The organism is Chromohalobacter canadensis (assembly GCF_034479555.1).
Lineage (GTDB): Bacteria > Pseudomonadota > Gammaproteobacteria > Pseudomonadales > Halomonadaceae > Chromohalobacter > Chromohalobacter canadensis.
This window is the reverse complement of sequence record NZ_CP140151.1, coordinates 1,947,022-1,963,038: the sequence shown is the minus strand read 5'-3', so window position 1 is coordinate 1,963,038 and position 16,017 is coordinate 1,947,022. Positions and strand designations below refer to the sequence as shown.

Below are 16,017 nucleotides of genomic sequence, written 5' to 3'. Positions count from 1 at the left end.
CCTAGAATACGGTGCAGATGACTTCACCACCGACACCGGCCTGACGCGCCGCACGATCGGTCATCACGCCCTGAGAAGTGGTGACGATCGCGATACCCAGACCATCCGCGACTTTCGGCAGCGTGTCCTTGCCCTTGTAAGAGCGCAGGGACGGCTTGGAAAAGCGCTGGATGTGCTCGATGACCGGCTTACCCTCGAAGTACTTGAGAGTGACGGTCAGCTGGGGCTTGGCGCCTTCCGTGACAGTGAAGTCGTGGATATAGCCCTCTTGCTTCAATACGCGAGCCACCTCGACCTTGAGGTTGGAAGACGGCATGGAAACCGTCTCCTTGGTGGCCATCTGCGCATTGCGGATACGGGTAAACATATCCGCCAGAGTATCTTGCATGCTCATTACGTTGCGCTCCTGATTCTCGCGTAGCTTACCAGCTGGACTTCTTGAGCCCAGGGACGTCGCCACGCATGGCGGCTTCACGCAGTTTGTTGCGGCCCAAGCCGAACTTGTTGTAGAAGCCGTGCGGACGACCGGTCACGCGGCAGCGATTACGCTTGCGTACCGGACTGGAGTCACGCGGCAACTCCTGAAGTTTCAGCTGGGCGTCGAAGCGCTCTTCATCAGAAGCGTTGACGTCATAGATGACGGCCTTGAGCTCGGCACGCTTGGCCGCGTACTTGTCTACCAGCTTCGCGCGCTTGAGCTCACGCTCAATCATGCTTTTCTTTGCCATGATCCCACCCTTATTTCTTGAACGGGAAGTTCAGCGCGCTCAGCAGCGCACGGCCTTCTTCATCGGTGTTGGCAGTAGTGGTGATTGTGACATCCAACCCGCGAATACGATCAATCTTATCATATTCGAGCTCGGGAAAGATGATCTGTTCACGCACACCCATTGAGTAGTTGCCACGACCATCGAAGGACTTGGGGTTCAGACCGCGAAAGTCACGAACGCGCGGAATCGCGACGTTCACGAGACGATCGAGGAAATCCCACATCCGTTCGCGACGTAAAGTCACCTTGATGCCGATCGGCCAGCCCTCGCGGACCTTGAAGCCTGCGATTGACTTGCGCGCCTTGGTCACTACCGGCTTCTGACCGGAGAGTTTCTCCAGGTCGCCGACGGCGTTGTCGATCAGCTTTTTATCACTGGTCGCATCGCCGATGCCCATATTAAGGGTCACCTTGGTGATCCGCGGTATCTGCATCACGTTGGCGTAGCTGAACTGCTCTTGGAGCTGAGCTGCCACCTCGTTCTGATAACGTTCTTTCAAGTTCGCCATTTTGCTACCCGACTCGCGTTAGGCGTCGATCTGCTTTTGCGTCGACTTGTAGATACGTACCTTGGTACCGTCTTCCTGAATCTGGAAGCCGACGCGATCCGCCTTACCGGTCTCCTGATTGAAGATGGCCACGTTGGATCCGTGAATCGGGGCCTCACGCTCGACGATACCCCCCTGCTTGCCTTGCATGGGGTTAGGCTTGGTGTGACGTTTAATCATGTTCACACCGGACACGACATAGGACCCATCCAGGACCCGTTTGATCGTGCCGCGCTTGCCCTTGTCCTTGCCGGCAATGACGATTACTTCGTCGTCACGTTTAATCTTTCGCATATCCGCCTCGCTCCTCACAGCACTTCAGGCGCTAGGGAAATGATCTTCATGAACTTCTCATTGCGAAGCTCACGCGTAACCGGCCCGAAGATACGGGTACCGATCGGCTGCTCGTTGGCGTTTTGCAACAGAACGGCCGCATTTCCATCGAAGCGGATCAGTGAACCGTCTGTACGACGGACACCACTCTTGGTACGTACAACGACGGCCTTGAGGACCTGGCCTTTTTTGACCTTGCCTCGCGGAATCGCTTCCTTGACCGTCACTTTGATGACGTCACCAACACGGGCGTAACGACGGTGCGAACCGCCCAGCACCTTGATGCATTGCACCCGGCGCGCGCCGCTGTTGTCGGCGACATCCAGCATTGTCTGCGTCTGAATCATCGGTTTTCTCCAAACCTAAACTGACTGCACTGGTGAAAGGCTCTGGCCTGCTCAGCCCTTGGCCTGCTCGACCACCTCGACCAGCGTCCAGGCTTTCAACTTGGAGATCGGACGGCACTCTTCGATAGAGACCGTATCCCCGACCTTCGCCTGATTCGCCTCGTCATGGGCGTGCAGTTTGGTGGAGCGCTTCACGTACTTGTCGTAAATCGGATGCCGGACACGGCGCTCGACCTGAACGACGATGGACTTGTCCATCTTGTCGCTCACGACCTTGCCATTCAGTGTGCGGGCATTATTTTCTTCAGCCATCTCAGTCACCTGCCTTCTCATTGAGCACAGTCTTAACGCGAGCGATATCGCGACGCACCTGCTTGAGCAGATGGGTCTGGCTCAGCTGGCCGGTGGCCTTCTGCATGCGCAGGTTGAACTGCTCCCGGAGGAGCTCGAGCAGCTGCTGCTGAAGCGCTTCGACTGATTTTTCACGAATTTCCTGGGCTTTCATCACATCACCGTCCGTTTCACAAAGGTGGTGGAGACCGGGAACTTCTGGGCGGCCAGGTCAAAAGCCTCGCGCGCCAGCTCCTCGGAAACGCCTTCGATCTCGTAGAGCACCTTCCCGGGCTGGATTTGGGCGACCCAATATTCTACGGAACCCTTACCCTTACCCATACGGACTTCCAGCGGCTTCTCGGTAATCGGCTTATCCGGGAAGACGCGGATCCAGATCTTACCGCCACGCTTGACGTGACGTGTAATGGCACGGCGGCCGGCTTCGATCTGGCGAGCGGTGATACGTCCACGACCGGTGGCTTTCAGGCCATACTCGCCGAAGCTCACCTTGCTTCCGCGATGCGCGAGACCGCGGTTACGGCCTTTTTGCACCTTGCGAAATTTCGTACGCTTGGGTTGTAACATCGATCACTCTCCCCTTACTTGGAACCTTTCTTCTTGGGCCCCGGTGCCTGAGCTTGTTTCTGCTTGGCACGCACTTCCTCGATGCCGCCGAGGATCTCACCCTTGAAGACCCACACTTTGACGCCGATAACGCCGTAAGTGGTGTGCGCTTCGTAAGTGGCGTAATCGATGTCGGCGCGCAGCGTGTGCAGCGGCACGCGACCTTCGCGGTACCATTCGGTACGCGCGATTTCCGCACCACCAAGACGCCCTGACAGCTGGATCTTGATGCCGCCAGCGCCCAGGCGCATGGCGTTCTGTACGGCGCGTTTCATGGCACGACGGAACATCACGCGACGTTCGAGCTGGCCGCAGACGTTCTGCGCGACGAGCTGTGCATCAAGCTCAGGCTTGCGCACCTCTTCAATGTTGACGTGAACTGGCACGCCCATCATCTCGGAGACGTCGCGACGCAGGCGATCAACATCCTCGCCCTTCTTGCCAATCACGATACCCGGACGGGCAGTGTGAATGGTGATGCGTGCGTTATTTGCTGGACGCTCGATGGTGATGTCGCTCACAGAGGCGTTTTTCAAACGCTGCTCCAGGAAACGGCGCACTTCGAGGTCATTATTCAGCTTATCGGCATAAGCACCACGCTCGGCGTACCAGACGGAGCGGTGATCCTTAACGATGCCTAGCCGAATACCTGTCGGATTTACTTTCTGACCCATCTGGTCGACTCCTACTTCTCGGCTACCTTGACGGTGATGTGGCAAGTGCGCTTCAAAATGCGATCCGCACGGCCCTTGGCGCGAGGCTGGATGCGCTTAAGCGTCATGCCCTCATCGACGCAGATGGTCGAGACACGCAGCTCGTCGATGTCCATGCCATTGTTTTCTTCCGCATTCGCGATGGCGGACTGAAGCACTTTCTTGACAATCTTCGCCGCTTTCTTCGGCGAGTACGTCAATGTATCCAGTGCTTCGGCGACCGGCTTACCGCGCACCAGGTCAGCCACCAAACGGGCCTTCTGGGCGGATAAACGAGCGCCACGCAGCTTTGCTGTGACTTCCATCTCTCTAACCTCTCTGGCTTACCGTTTGGCTTTCTTGTCCGCCGCATGGCCGCGATAGGTGCGGGTGGCAGCGAATTCGCCCAGCTTGTGGCCAACCATTTCCTCGGAGACATGCACCGGGACGTGTTGGCGACCGTTATGGACTGCAATGGTGAGCCCGACCATATTGGGCAGGATCATGGAACGACGCGACCAAGTCTTGATCGGTTTGCGATCGCTCTTTTCCACTGCAGTCTCAACCTTCTTCAACAGATGAAGGTCAATAAAGGGACCTTTCTTCAGTGAACGTGGCACAGCCGTTACCTCTTAATGTCTTGGCGTTGGATCTTATTTCCGTGCCTTGCGGCGACGGACGATCAGCTTGTCGGTGCGCTTGTTCTTGCGGGTCTTGTGGCCCTTGGTGGGAATACCCCACGGGCTGACCGGGTGACGACCACCACTGGAGCGGCCTTCACCACCACCATGCGGATGGTCCACCGGGTTCATCGCGACACCGCGAACCGTCGGGCGCACACCTCTCCAGCGCTTCGCACCGGCCTTGCCAAGTTGACGGAGGCTGTGCTCGGAATTGCCCACTTCGCCCAAGGTCGCACGGCATTCCGCCAGAATCTTGCGCATCTCGCCGGAACGTAGACGCACAGTAGCGTAGTTGCCTTCACGTGCTACCAATTGGGCACTGGCACCGGCACTCCGTGCGATCTGAGCACCCTTGCCGGGCTTCATCTCGATGCAGTGCACGGTAGACCCTACCGGGATGTTACGCAGCGGAAGCGCGTTACCACGCTTGATAGCTGCATTGACGCCGGACTCCAAACGGTCGCCCGCTTTCACACCGCGCGGAGCGATGATGTAGCGACGCTCGCCATCCAGGTACTTGAGCAGCGCAATGTTGGCGCTACGATTGGGATCGTATTCGAGGCGCTCAACGACGGCGGCAACGCCATCCTTGGCACGTTTGAAATCGATCACACGATAGTGCTGACGGTGACCACCCCCGACATGACGGGTAGTGATACGACCGTTATTGTTACGACCGCCGCTCTTGGATTTCTTCTCCAAAAGGCCGGCATAAGGGCGACCCTTATAGAGCTCGTCGTTGACGACTTTGATGACGTGACGACGACCGGCGGACGTGGGTTTGGTCTTAACAACTGCCATGATCCGTACTCCTGCCTTACTCGGCGCCAGAGAAGTCTTCGAGAGTCTCGCCGGCCGCCAGTGTGACGTATGCCTTGCGATACCCCTTGCGCAGACCAACACCGTGCTGCGTGCGCTTGGTCTTACCCTTTACGTTCAAGACCTGCACGCCAGCGACCTTCTTCTCGAAGAGCACTTCGACGGCTTTCTTGATCTCGGGCTTGGTCGCGTCCTGGGCCACCTTGAACACGTACTGGTTGTTTTCGGCGGCGAATGCGGCCTTCTCGGTCATGTGAGGCCCGAGCAGAACCTTGAATACGCGTTCTTGGTTCATCCCAGCTTCTCCTCGAATTTACGCAGAGCGGAAACGGTGACCAGCACCTTGTCAAAGGCAACCAGGCTCACCGGATCGGCAGCCGCGACATCCACCACATCGACGTAGGGAATGTTACGCGCGGCGAGAAACAGCTTTTCGTCGATATCTTCAGTGACGATCAGCGCTTTCTCGAGATCCAGGTCCTTCAGCTTGGCAATCAGCTGCTTGGTCTTGGGGGCATCCACCGCAATGCTGTCAACGACAACCAGACGCTCCTGACGCACCAGCTCGGAAAGAATCGAGCGCATGGCCGCGCGGTACATCTTGCGGTTGACTTTCTGGGTGTAGTCCTGCGGGCGTGCTGCAAAGGTCACACCACCACTACGCCACAACGGCGAGCGAATAGTACCGGCACGAGCACGGCCGGTTCCTTTTTGACGCCACGGCTTCTTGCCGCCGCCACGCACTTCGGCACGAGTCTTCTGTGCGCGAGTCCCCTGGCGACCGGCTGCGAAGTACGCAGTCACGACCTGGTGGACCAGCGACTCGTTAAACTCTTTACCGAAGGTAGCGTCGGACACTTCGACGGTGCCGGCTTCGGCACCTGCGAGATTCAAATTCATCGGTCTCATACCCCTCAGCGAGCTTTAACGGCACTGCGTACGATGATTTCGCAGTCGGTCGCACCCGGTACGGCGCCTTTGACCAGCAGCAAATTACGCTCGGCATCGACGCGCACGATTTCCAGGCTCTGGACTGTGACGCGCTCATTGCCCAACTGACCGGCCATCTTCTTGCCCTTGAAGACGCGACCCGGCGTCTGGCACATACCGATGGAGCCCGGTGCGCGGTGCGCGAGCGAGTTACCGTGACCATTGTCTTGGGTGCGGAAATTCCAGCGCTTGACGGCGCCCTGGAAGCCCTTGCCTTTAGAGGTGCCAGTCACATCAACTTTCTGACCAGCTTCAAAGAGGGATACGGTGATGTTGCCGCCCACTTCAGGAGCGTCTTCGCCTTCTGCCAGGCGGAACTCCATCAATGCACGACCGGCCTCTACACCTGACTTGGCGTACTGCCCTGCGGCAGCCTTGGTCAGATGCTTGGCCTTGCGGGAACCCGAAGTCACCTGAATCGCGCTATAGCCGTCGGTTTCGACGGTCTTGACGCGAGTCACGCGATTCGGCTCGACCTCGATAACGGTTACGGGCACGGAGGCGCCATTTTCGGTAAAGATGCGGGTCATGCCGCTCTTCTTACCGACCAAACCGATAGTCATGTTCAGTCTCCTTTAGTGTACGGGGCTATCACCCGCTATGGCTGCCCTTTCCAGAGCATTCCACTAGCACATTGTGTGACGCCGTCCCGGCGTGGCGACCTTGTAGAAAAGCCGCTAGTGACTAGTGTGGTCAGTCGAGCTTGATTTGCACATCCACGCCAGCGGCGAGGTCGAGCTTCATCAGCGCGTCTACGGTTTTTTCCGTGGGTTCGACAATGTCGAGCACACGCTTGTGAGTGCGAATCTCGTACTGATCGCGCGCGTCTTTGTTGACGTGCGGCGAGATCAATACGGTATAGCGCTCGCGATTAGTCGGTAGTGGGATCGGACCACGGACCTGAGCACCCGTACGCTTCGCGGTATCCACGATTTCTTGCGCGGACTGGTCAATCAGGCGATGGTCAAAGGCCTTCAACCGAATGCGAATCTTTTGGTTCTGCATTAGCCTTAAACTCCAATGGATGTCGACGGCGCGAGCCGTCTACCCACGCATTCAAAGGATGCGCATTATAGGCAGCCTGACAGTGACTGTCAAACATGCACAGAAAGGGGGCTCCCAAAGGAGCCCCCTTCGATCATCGAAGGGCGAAACCCTTACTTGACGATCTTGGCGACAACACCGGCACCCACGGTACGCCCACCCTCGCGAACCGCGAAGCGCAGGCCGTCTTCCATGGCGATCGGCCCGATCAGCGTCACAGTCATCTGGACGTTGTCGCCCGGCATGACCATTTCAACGCCTTCCGGCAGCTCACAGGTACCGGTCACGTCAGTGGTCCGGAAGTAGAACTGCGGACGATAGCCCTTGAAGAACGGCGTATGACGACCGCCTTCTTCTTTGGACAGCACATAGACTTCGGCTTCGAAGATAGTGTGCGGCGTGATGGTGCCCGGCTTGGCCAGCACCTGGCCACGCTCGACATCGTCACGCTTGGTGCCACGCAGCAGTGCGCCGATGTTCTCGCCAGCACGACCTTCGTCGAGCAGCTTACGGAACATCTCGACACCCGTGACGGTGGTCTTGGCGGTGTCCTTGAGACCCACGATCTCGACTTCTTCGCCAGACTTGACGACGCCGCGCTCGACACGACCAGTCACAACAGTGCCGCGACCGGAGATGGAGAACACGTCTTCGATCGGCATCAGGAACGGCTGATCGATGGCACGCTCCGGCTCCGGGATGTAGGCATCCAGGGCCTTGATCAGGTTGGCAACGGCAGTCGTACCCATGCCGTTATCATCCTTGCCTTCCAGCGCCATCAGAGCGGAGCCGGTGATGATCGGGCAGTCGTCACCCGGGAAGTCGTACTCGTTGAGGAGCTCACGAACTTCCATCTCGACCAGCTCGAGGAGCTCTTCGTCATCGACCATGTCGGCTTTGTTCAGGAACACGACGATGTTCGGAACGCCAACCTGGCGAGACAGCAGGATGTGCTCGCGCGTCTGCGGCATGGGGCCGTCCGCGGCAGAACAGACCAAGATAGCGCCGTCCATCTGAGCGGCACCAGTGATCATATTCTTGACGTAGTCGGCGTGCCCGGGGCAGTCGACGTGAGCGTAGTGGCGCTCTTCGGACTGGTATTCGACGTGAGCAGTCGCGATGGTGATACCGCGCTCACGCTCTTCCGGCGCGTTGTCGATCGTATCGAATTCGCGCCAGTCGCCGCCGAAAACCTCCGCGGAAACGCGAGTCAGTGCCGCAGTCAGCGTGGTCTTGCCATGGTCGACGTGACCGATGGTGCCAACGTTGATATGCGATTTGGTACGTTCAAATTTTTCCTTAGCCACTGCTATAACCTCTTTACGTTAGCTAACGGTTAACCATTCTGGTTGATGACGGCTTCAACGACGCTGGAGGGCGCCTCTTCGTAATCCGCAAACTCCATAGTGTAGCTTGCGCGGCCCTGGGTCTGAGAACGCAAATCGGTCGCGTAACCGAACATCTCAGCCAGCGGCACCGTGGCGCGGATAATCTTGCCTGACGGCGAGTCATCCATGCCCTGAACGAGGCCACGGCGGCGGTTAATGTCGCCCATAACATCCCCCATGAACTCTTCGGGAGTCACGACCTCAACCTTCATCACCGGCTCCAGCAGCACGGCCTTGGCCTTCGGCGCGCCTTCCTTGATCGCCATGGAAGAGGCAACCTTGAACGCAGTCTCGTTCGAGTCCACGTCATGGTAGGAACCATCGAACAGCGTGACCTTGACGTCAATCATCGGGTAACCCGCGATGACCCCGTTCTGTAGCTGCTCATAGGCCCCTTTCTCGACGGCCGGTACGTATTCCTTGGGAACCACACCACCGACGATTTCGGAGGCGAACTTGAAGTTCATGTCTTCGTCTTCGCCTTTGTCTTCGGCCGTCAGCGGCTCGATGCGCAGCAGCACGTGACCGTACTGACCACGACCGCCCGACTGACGAACGAACTTGCCTTCCTGCTCGACACTGGCGCGAATCGTTTCGCGGTAGGCGACCTGCGGCTTACCGATATTGGCGTCGACTTTGAATTCGCGACGCAGACGATCGACGATGATGTCGAGGTGAAGCTCGCCCATGCCAGAAATGATCGTCTGACCGGTTTCCTCGTCGGTCTTGACGCGGAAAGAAGGATCTTCCTGAGCCAACTTGCCCAGCGCGGTCCCCATCTTCTCCTGGTCGGGCTTGGATTTCGGCTCCACGGCGACCGAGATCACCGGATCCGGAAATTCCATACGCTCAAGAATGATCTTGTCCTGCAGATCACAGAGAGTGTCACCGGTGGTGACATCCTTGAGCCCGATGCACGCGGCGATATCGCCCGCGTAGACTTCCTTGATCTCCTCGCGCGAATTGGAGTGCATCTGGACGATACGGCCCACGCGCTCCTTCTTGCTCTTCACGGAGTTGAAGATGCTATCACCGGACTTGAGCACACCCGAATAAACACGGATGAAGGTCAGCGTCCCGACGAACGGGTCAGTGGCGATCTTGAAAGCCAGCGCGGCGAAAGGAGCTTTATCGTCAGCTTCACGCGTGGCGATGGTGCCATCCTTATCGTCAAGCTCACCTTCAATAGCCTTGACTTCGGTCGGCGACGGCATGTATTCAATCACGCCATCGAGAACCGCCTGAACACCCTTGTTCTTGAACGCGCTACCGCACGTCACCAGAACGATTTCGTTATCCAGGGTACGGCGACGCAAGCCAGCCTTGATGTCAGCCTCGGAGAGGGAACCCTCTTCGAGGTATTTGTCCATCAACTCTTCGGACGCCTCGGCGGCGGCTTCTACCATCGCCTCGCGATACTCATCGGCGGTTTCCTTGAGCTCATCAGGGATGTCGACCAGCTCATAGTTCATGCCGTGATTGGCTTCGTCCCAGAGAATACCCTTCATCTGGATCAGGTCGATAACCCCTTTGAAGTTATCTTCCGCGCCCCAGTTGAGCTGGATCGGAACGGTATTGGCCCCCAGCTTCTGCTTGAGCTGGTCGAGTACCATGAAGTAATCGGCGCCGGCACGGTCCATCTTGTTGACGAACACCATGCGCGGAACTTCATACTTGTTGGCCTGGCGCCAAACCGTTTCGGTTTGAGGCTGTACACCTGAGGAGCCACAAAGCACAACGACGGCACCATCGAGGACACGCAAGGAACGCTCGACTTCGATCGTGAAGTCAACGTGTCCCGGTGTATCGATGATATTGATGCGATGCTCATCGAACTGCTTGCTCATCCCCTGCCAGAAACAGGTAGTCGCAGCGGAGGTGATAGTGATACCACGCTCCTGTTCCTGCTCCATCCAGTCCATGGTGGCAGCACCATCATGAACCTCACCGACCTTGTGGGACAGGCCGGTATAGAACAGGACACGCTCGGTAGTGGTAGTCTTCCCGGCGTCGACGTGAGCCACGATACCGATATTACGGTAGCGATTAAGCGGAGTCTTGCGTGCCACGATGGAATACCCCGTTGGTTAGAAGCGGTAGTGAGAGAAGGCCTTGTTGGCATCTGCCATGCGATGCACGTCTTCACGCTTCTTCACAGCAGCACCCTTGCCTTCGGCGGCGTCCAGCATTTCGCCAGCGAGGCGCTGCACCATGGTCTTCTCACCACGACTGCGCGCCGCATCCACCAGCCAACGCATGGCCAGGGCCTGACGGCGAGAAGGACGAACTTCCACGGGCACCTGATAGGTCGCACCGCCAACGCGGCGAGACTTGACCTCAACCATCGGCTGGATCGTTTCCAGCGCCTTGTCGAAGATTTCCAGCGGCTCATCCTTGCTACGTTCGGCAACCCTGTCCAGCGCACCGTAAACGATACGCTCAGCTACAGATTTCTTGCCGCTGATCATCAGGTGGTTCATGAACTTGGCCAGACGCTCACTTCCGAATTTCGGATCCGGGAGGATTTCGCGTTTGGCGACAACTCTTCTTCTAGGCATGATAAGCCCTCGTTTCGAAGGGTCCTTCAGGTAAACTCGAGACGACGCATCGCGCGCTCGACCTTACTCTTATCTGACCGACAACAGTTGAAATCCTGATCGCAAAGCGATCAGGACTTGGGACGTTTGGTACCGTACTTGGAACGGCCCTGACGGCGATTTTGAACACCGGAAGTGTCCAGCGCGCCGCGAACGGTGTGATAACGCACACCCGGCAAGTCTTTTACACGACCGCCGCGAATCAGGACCACGGAGTGTTCCTGCAGGTTGTGACCTTCACCGCCGATATAGGAAGCGACTTCGTAGCCATTCGTCAGGCGCACACGGCAAACCTTACGCAGCGCCGAGTTCGGCTTCTTCGGGGTGGTGGTGTAGACACGGGTGCAAACCCCGCGCTTTTGCGGGCAAGACTGCAGCGCCGGCACGTCGCTCTTGGCGGCCGGGCGCTTGCGCGGCTTGCGCACGAGCTGATTGATCGTTGCCATATCTGTAGCTGACTCCAATGGTTGCCAAACCTTTCAACATTGGGACAGGACGTACCCGCCCCACTGTTAAAGGCTGCGCATTCTAATGTCTGGCGACGAGCCACGTCAAGTCCGCCACCACTTGGGCGCCGGACTTGACGGCATACGCCTAGAGGTCTTCGTCGTCGGCGTCCAGCGCGGTGAGCTGCGCGCCCAACTCCTGTTCGACATCGGAGGCCGACGGATTGACTGTCTGTCCATCATCCTCACGCTTGCGGCGCCGCTCGGCATGGTGTGCCAACCCGGTGCCGGCCGGTACCAGACGACCCACCACGACGTTTTCCTTGAGGCCACGCAGGTAGTCGCGCTTGCCGGACACCGCCGCCTCGGTCAATACGCGGGTGGTCTCCTGGAACGACGCGGCCGAGATGAACGACTCGGTTGCCAGGCTCGCCTTGGTGATACCCAGCAGCAGACGCTCGCATTTGGCCGGGAACTTGCCTTCCTGGGCCAGGCGTGCGTTTTCCTCGAGGACGCGGACGTACTCCGCCTGATCGCCGGTAATGAAGGAAGAATCCCCAGCATCGGTGATTTCCACCTTGCGCAGCATCTGGCGCACGATCACCTCGATGTGCTTGTCATCGATGACCACGCCCTGCAGACGATAGACGTCCTGGATCTCGACCGTGATGTACTTGGCCAATTCCGCGATCCCGAGCAGGCGCAGGATATCATGGGGATTGCTGGGGCCATCGGAAATGACCTCGCCTTTCTCCACCGTCTCACCTTCGAACACACCGATCTGACGCCATTTGGGAATCAGCATCTCGACCGGATCACCTTCTTCAGGCGTGACCGTCAGGCGCCGTTTGCCCTTGGTTTCCTTGCCGAAGCTGATGGTCCCGGTGACCTCGGCCAGAATTGCCGGCTCCTTGGGCTTGCGTGCCTCGAACAAGTCGGCGACACGCGGCAGCCCCCCGGTGATGTCCTTGTTGCCGGACGCTTCAACCGGGATGCGCGCAATGACCTCACCGACTCCGACCTGGTCGCCGTTTTCGCCTGAGATAATGGCCTTGCCGGGCAGCATGTACTGCACAGGGGTATTGGAGCCCGGCAGTGTGACATGCTCACCATTGTCGTCGAGCAGCATGATCATCGGACGCTTTTCACGGCCGGAAGTTGGCCGCGCAGCCGTCTCGATCACCTCGATGTTCGACAGGCCGGTCATTTCATCCACGCTGCGGTGGATAGTGGTGCCTTCTTCCATGTCGCTGAACTGGACTCTGCCCTCGACCTCAGCCACGACCGGGTGGGTGTGCGGGTCCCACTTGGCGACCGGTGTCCCACCTTCGACCATGTCACCGTCGCGCACCGACAGCTCGGCACCATACGGCAACTTGTAGTACTCGCGTTCGCGACCATGCTCGTCGGCGACGGCTAGGGCGCTCGAGCGAGAAACGACGATGAGCTTGCCGTCATTGCGCTCGACGTGCTTGATGTTATGCAGGCGCACCGTGCCACCGTGCTTGACCTGAACGCTATCGACGGCCGAAGCACGCGATGCGGCCCCCCCGATGTGGAAGGTACGCATGGTGAGCTGGGTACCCGGCTCACCGATCGACTGCGCCGCGATAACACCAACGGCCTCGCCGATGTTGACCTGATGGCCACGTGCCAAGTCACGGCCATAGCATGATGAGCACACACCATGCCGCGTTTCGCAGGTGATAGCGCTGCGCACGATGATCTCGTCCACGCCCATGGTATCGAGCTCGGCGCACCAGGCCTCATCCAGCAAGGTACCGCGCGGAATCAATACATCATCGTTGGTGGGGTCGATGACATCCTGCGCCACGACGCGGCCCAGCACACGCTGTGCCAGCGATACGATGACGTCACCGCCCTCGATCACCGGATGCAGCGTCAGCCCTTCATACGTGCCGCAATCCTCTTCGGTCACCACCAGGTCCTGAGACACGTCTACCAAACGCCGCGTCAGGTAACCGGAGTTGGCGGTCTTGAGTGCGGTATCCGCCAGACCCTTACGAGCGCCGTGCGTCGAGATGAAGTACTGCAGGACGTTCAGGCCTTCACGGAAGTTGGCGGTGATCGGCGTCTCGATGATCGAGCCATCCGGCTTGGCCATCAGCCCGCGCATGCCCGCCAATTGGCGGATCTGTGCGGCACTACCACGCGCCCCAGAGTCGGCCATGATGAAGACGCTATTGAACGAATCCTGCTCGACCTGCTCGCCATGACGGTCGGTGACAGTCTCCTTCGAGATCCCCGCCATCATCGCCTTGGCGACCTTATCGTTGGCCTTGGACCAGATATCGATGACCTTGTTGTACTTCTCGCCCGCAGTCACTAGACCGGAGGAGAACTGATCCTCGATTTCCTTGACCTCTTCCTCGGCCCCGTCGACGATTTCTTTCTTCGAGTCGGGAATGACGAAGTCGTTGACCCCGATCGACGCGCCCGACCAAGTCGCCATACGGAAGCCGGTGTACATCAGCTGGTCGGCGAAGATGACCGTGTCCTTGAGACCCGCACGACGATAGACGGCGTTGATCAAGCCGGAAATCGCCTTCTTCTTCATCGGCTGATCGACCAACTCGTAGGGCATCCCGTTGGGCAGGATGCGGAACAACAAGGCACGCCCCACAGTCGTATCGCGCAGCGAGGTCTTGCCGTTCAGTTCACCGCTGGTCTCGTCCCGCTCGTATTCGGTGAGGCGCACCTTGACGCGCGCATGCATCGACACGCTTTCAGTCCCGAATGCACGCTCGACCTCATCGAGGTTGGAGAAAACCATGCCTTCGCCCTTGGCATTGATCTTCTCGCGAGTCATGTAATACAGCCCCAACACGACGTCCTGAGACGGCACGATGATGGGCTCGCCGTTGGCGGGCGACAGCACATTGTTAGTGGCCATCATCAGCGTCCGCGCCTCGAGCTGTGCTTCCAGCGTCAGCGGAACGTGTACGGCCATCTGGTCGCCATCGAAGTCGGCGTTATACGCCGCACACACCAACGGATGGAGCTGGATCGCCTTGCCTTCGATCAACAATGGTTCGAAGGCCTGAATACCCAAACGGTGCAGCGTCGGTGCACGGTTGAGCATTACCGGGTGCTCGCGGATGACATCCGCGAGGATGTCCCACACTTCCGGCAGCTCGCGCTCGACCATCTTCTTGGCGGCCTTGATGGTGGACGCCTGGCCGCTCGCTTGTAGCTTGGAGTAGATGAACGGCTTGAACAATTCAAGTGCCATCTTCTTGGGCAGACCGCACTGGTGCAGACGCAGCGTCGGACCCACGGTGATCACCGAGCGGCCGGAATAGTCGACACGCTTACCCAGCAGGTTCTGACGGAAACGCCCCTGCTTGCCCTTGATCATGTCGGCCAGCGACTTCAACGGACGCTTGTTGGAGCCGGTGATGGCACGGCCGCGGCGGCCGTTGTCGAGCAGCGCATCGACCGATTCCTGCAGCATGCGCTTCTCGTTACGCACGATGATATCCGGCGCGTTGAGGTCGAGCAGCCGCTTCAGGCGGTTGTTGCGGTTGATCACGCGACGGTACAGATCGTTGAGATCCGAGGTCGCGAAACGGCCGCCGTCCAGCGGCACCAACGGACGCAGATCCGGCGGAAGTACCGGCAGCACTTCCATGATCATCCACGCCGGGTCGTTGCCGGACTTGTAGAAGGCTTCCAACAGTTTCAGGCGCTTGGAAAGCTTCTTGATCTTGGTTTCGGAGTTGGTCTGCGGCACTTCTTCGCGCAGGCGCTCGATCTCTTCTTCGAGATCGACATCATTGAGCAACGCCTGCACGGCTTCGGCGCCCATGCGGGCATCGAAGTCGTCGCCGAACTCTTCCAGCGCCTCGAAGTATTGCTCATCGTTGAGCAACTGTCCGCGCTCAAGCGTGGTCATGCCTGGATCGATGACCATGAAGCTCTCGAAATAGAGCACACGCTCGATATCGCGCAAGGTCATGTCCAGGAACAAGCCGATGCGTGACGGCAGCGACTTGAGGAACCAGATATGCGCCACCGGCGCAGCCAGCTCGATATGCCCCATACGCTCGCGGCGTACGGCAGCCTTAGTAACCTCGACGCCGCACTTTTCGCAAATGATGCCACGATGCTTCATGCGCTTGTACTTACCGCACAAGCACTCGTAATCCTTCACCGGACCGAAAATCTTGGCGCAGAACAGGCCATCACGCTCAGGCTTGAACGTACGGTAGTTGATGGTCTCAGGCTTTTTGACTTCGCCGTAGGACCAGGAGCGAATCAAGTCCGGCGACGCGAGCGTGATTTTGATCGCGTCGAATTCTTCGGACTGTGCCTGCGATTTGAGGACTTTCACCAAATCTTTCATGGGGTCGGCTCCGTAGCGGAGTTGTCATGAGCGGGGCC

General features: G+C 58.5%; 21 protein-coding genes. All 21 read right to left on the bottom strand.

Features of this window, described 5'->3' with window-relative positions:
• Window position 1: 1 nt before the first annotated feature.
• Window positions 2-394, bottom strand: coding sequence for a 30S ribosomal protein S8 (rpsH, locus tag SR908_RS09390; protein WP_040239394.1), 393 nt, complete (start codon window positions 392-394; stop codon window positions 2-4).
• 28 nt (window positions 395-422) lie between these two features.
• The gene (gene rpsN, locus SR908_RS09385; protein ID WP_246924429.1) at window positions 423-728 is read right to left on the bottom strand and encodes a 30S ribosomal protein S14; all 306 of its coding nucleotides are present in this window, start codon (window positions 726-728) and stop codon (window positions 423-425) included.
• Window positions 729-738: 10 nt separating this feature from the next.
• The gene (gene rplE / locus SR908_RS09380; protein WP_040239400.1) at window positions 739-1,278 is read right to left on the bottom strand and encodes a 50S ribosomal protein L5; all 540 of its coding nucleotides are present in this window, start codon (window positions 1,276-1,278) and stop codon (window positions 739-741) included.
• A gap of 18 nt (window positions 1,279-1,296) precedes the next feature.
• Window positions 1,297-1,611, bottom strand: a complete 315-nt coding sequence (gene rplX, locus SR908_RS09375; protein ID WP_040239402.1) for a 50S ribosomal protein L24 — start codon at window positions 1,609-1,611, stop codon at window positions 1,297-1,299.
• Between the two features lie 14 nt (window positions 1,612-1,625).
• Window positions 1,626-1,997 (bottom strand): 50S ribosomal protein L14, encoded by a 372-nt coding sequence (rplN, locus tag SR908_RS09370; RefSeq protein ID WP_040239405.1) that lies wholly within the window; start codon window positions 1,995-1,997, stop codon window positions 1,626-1,628.
• A 51-nt stretch (window positions 1,998-2,048) separates the two neighbouring features.
• Complete coding sequence (gene rpsQ / locus SR908_RS09365) at window positions 2,049-2,309, bottom strand: 30S ribosomal protein S17 (protein WP_075369413.1); 261 nt, start codon at window positions 2,307-2,309, stop codon at window positions 2,049-2,051.
• A 1-nt stretch (window position 2,310) separates the two neighbouring features.
• Entirely contained in the window at window positions 2,311-2,502 is a 192-nt protein-coding gene (gene rpmC / locus SR908_RS09360; protein WP_011505737.1) for a 50S ribosomal protein L29, read from the bottom strand.
• Entirely contained in the window at window positions 2,502-2,915 is a 414-nt protein-coding gene (gene rplP, locus SR908_RS09355; protein WP_011505736.1) for a 50S ribosomal protein L16, read from the bottom strand. Before rplP ends, rpmC begins: the two co-directional genes overlap by 1 nt.
• 14 nt (window positions 2,916-2,929) lie before the next feature.
• Window positions 2,930-3,628, bottom strand: a complete 699-nt coding sequence (gene rpsC / locus SR908_RS09350) for a 30S ribosomal protein S3 (RefSeq protein WP_097024030.1) — start codon at window positions 3,626-3,628, stop codon at window positions 2,930-2,932.
• A gap of 11 nt (window positions 3,629-3,639) precedes the next feature.
• Window positions 3,640-3,972 (bottom strand): 50S ribosomal protein L22, encoded by a 333-nt coding sequence (gene rplV, locus SR908_RS09345; protein ID WP_040239413.1) that lies wholly within the window; start codon window positions 3,970-3,972, stop codon window positions 3,640-3,642.
• A gap of 18 nt (window positions 3,973-3,990) precedes the next feature.
• Window positions 3,991-4,266 (bottom strand): 30S ribosomal protein S19, encoded by a 276-nt coding sequence (gene rpsS / locus SR908_RS09340; RefSeq protein WP_011505733.1) that lies wholly within the window; start codon window positions 4,264-4,266, stop codon window positions 3,991-3,993.
• 33 nt (window positions 4,267-4,299) lie between these two features.
• Window positions 4,300-5,130 carry a 50S ribosomal protein L2 gene (gene rplB, locus SR908_RS09335; RefSeq protein WP_075369414.1) on the bottom strand — a complete coding sequence of 277 codons (831 nt, stop codon included), beginning with the start codon at window positions 5,128-5,130 and terminating at the stop codon, window positions 4,300-4,302.
• A gap of 16 nt (window positions 5,131-5,146) precedes the next feature.
• Window positions 5,147-5,443 carry a 50S ribosomal protein L23 gene (rplW, locus tag SR908_RS09330; protein WP_097024031.1) on the bottom strand — a complete coding sequence of 99 codons (297 nt, stop codon included), beginning with the start codon at window positions 5,441-5,443 and terminating at the stop codon, window positions 5,147-5,149.
• A complete protein-coding gene (rplD, locus tag SR908_RS09325) occupies window positions 5,440-6,048 on the bottom strand; it encodes a 50S ribosomal protein L4 (protein ID WP_040239419.1) in 609 nt (202 codons plus the stop codon). The genes rplW and rplD overlap by 4 nt, the downstream gene beginning before the upstream one ends.
• Window positions 6,049-6,062: 14 nt before the next feature.
• Window positions 6,063-6,701, bottom strand: coding sequence for a 50S ribosomal protein L3 (gene rplC, locus SR908_RS09320; RefSeq protein WP_097024032.1), 639 nt, complete (start codon window positions 6,699-6,701; stop codon window positions 6,063-6,065).
• Between the two features lie 130 nt (window positions 6,702-6,831).
• Window positions 6,832-7,143: a 30S ribosomal protein S10 gene (rpsJ, locus tag SR908_RS09315; protein ID WP_011505728.1), complete on the bottom strand. Its 312-nt coding sequence runs from the start codon at window positions 7,141-7,143 to the stop codon at window positions 6,832-6,834.
• A gap of 152 nt (window positions 7,144-7,295) precedes the next feature.
• A complete protein-coding gene (gene tuf / locus SR908_RS09310) occupies window positions 7,296-8,489 on the bottom strand; it encodes an elongation factor Tu (protein ID WP_097024033.1) in 1,194 nt (397 codons plus the stop codon).
• Window positions 8,490-8,518: 29 nt separating this feature from the next.
• Window positions 8,519-10,639 carry an elongation factor G gene (gene fusA / locus SR908_RS09305; protein WP_097024034.1) on the bottom strand — a complete coding sequence of 707 codons (2,121 nt, stop codon included), beginning with the start codon at window positions 10,637-10,639 and terminating at the stop codon, window positions 8,519-8,521.
• 18 nt (window positions 10,640-10,657) lie between these two features.
• The gene (gene rpsG, locus SR908_RS09300; RefSeq protein WP_075369418.1) at window positions 10,658-11,128 is read right to left on the bottom strand and encodes a 30S ribosomal protein S7; all 471 of its coding nucleotides are present in this window, start codon (window positions 11,126-11,128) and stop codon (window positions 10,658-10,660) included.
• A gap of 110 nt (window positions 11,129-11,238) precedes the next feature.
• Window positions 11,239-11,613, bottom strand: a complete 375-nt coding sequence (gene rpsL, locus SR908_RS09295; RefSeq protein WP_040239433.1) for a 30S ribosomal protein S12 — start codon at window positions 11,611-11,613, stop codon at window positions 11,239-11,241.
• A gap of 148 nt (window positions 11,614-11,761) precedes the next feature.
• Window positions 11,762-15,979: a DNA-directed RNA polymerase subunit beta' gene (rpoC, locus tag SR908_RS09290; RefSeq protein WP_097024035.1), complete on the bottom strand. Its 4,218-nt coding sequence runs from the start codon at window positions 15,977-15,979 to the stop codon at window positions 11,762-11,764.
• Between the last annotated feature and the right edge of the window lie 38 nt (window positions 15,980-16,017).

Bases quoted from the DNA above. Each gene is read 5' to 3' on its own strand.
- rplV (WP_040239413.1), bottom strand. From the start codon at position 3,972: ATGGAAGTCACAGCAAAGCTGCGTGGCGCTCGTTTATCCGCCCAGAAG.
- rplB (WP_075369414.1), bottom strand. From the start codon at position 5,130: ATGGCAGTTGTTAAGACCAAACCCACGTCCGCCGGTCGTCGTCACGTC.
- rplW (WP_097024031.1), bottom strand. From the start codon at position 5,443: ATGAACCAAGAACGCGTATTCAAGGTTCTGCTCGGGCCTCACATGACC.
- rpoC (WP_097024035.1), bottom strand. From the start codon at position 15,979: ATGAAAGATTTGGTGAAAGTCCTCAAATCGCAGGCACAGTCCGAAGAA.
- rpsN (WP_246924429.1), bottom strand. From the start codon at position 728: ATGGCAAAGAAAAGCATGATTGAGCGTGAGCTCAAGCGCGCGAAGCTG.
- rpsJ (WP_011505728.1), bottom strand. From the start codon at position 7,143: ATGCAGAACCAAAAGATTCGCATTCGGTTGAAGGCCTTTGACCATCGC.
- rplC (WP_097024032.1), bottom strand. From the start codon at position 6,701: ATGACTATCGGTTTGGTCGGTAAGAAGAGCGGCATGACCCGCATCTTT.
- rpsL (WP_040239433.1), bottom strand. From the start codon at position 11,613: ATGGCAACGATCAATCAGCTCGTGCGCAAGCCGCGCAAGCGCCCGGCC.
- rpsG (WP_075369418.1), bottom strand. From the start codon at position 11,128: ATGCCTAGAAGAAGAGTTGTCGCCAAACGCGAAATCCTCCCGGATCCG.
- rpsC (WP_097024030.1), bottom strand. From the start codon at position 3,628: ATGGGTCAGAAAGTAAATCCGACAGGTATTCGGCTAGGCATCGTTAAG.
- rplP (WP_011505736.1), bottom strand. From the start codon at position 2,915: ATGTTACAACCCAAGCGTACGAAATTTCGCAAGGTGCAAAAAGGCCGT.
- rplN (WP_040239405.1), bottom strand. From the start codon at position 1,997: ATGATTCAGACGCAGACAATGCTGGATGTCGCCGACAACAGCGGCGCG.
- rpsH (WP_040239394.1), bottom strand. From the start codon at position 394: ATGAGCATGCAAGATACTCTGGCGGATATGTTTACCCGTATCCGCAAT.
- rplX (WP_040239402.1), bottom strand. From the start codon at position 1,611: ATGCGAAAGATTAAACGTGACGACGAAGTAATCGTCATTGCCGGCAAG.
- rplD (WP_040239419.1), bottom strand. From the start codon at position 6,048: ATGAATTTGAATCTCGCAGGTGCCGAAGCCGGCACCGTCGAAGTGTCC.
- rpsQ (WP_075369413.1), bottom strand. From the start codon at position 2,309: ATGGCTGAAGAAAATAATGCCCGCACACTGAATGGCAAGGTCGTGAGC.
- rplE (WP_040239400.1), bottom strand. From the start codon at position 1,278: ATGGCGAACTTGAAAGAACGTTATCAGAACGAGGTGGCAGCTCAGCTC.
- rpmC (WP_011505737.1), bottom strand. From the start codon at position 2,502: ATGAAAGCCCAGGAAATTCGTGAAAAATCAGTCGAAGCGCTTCAGCAG.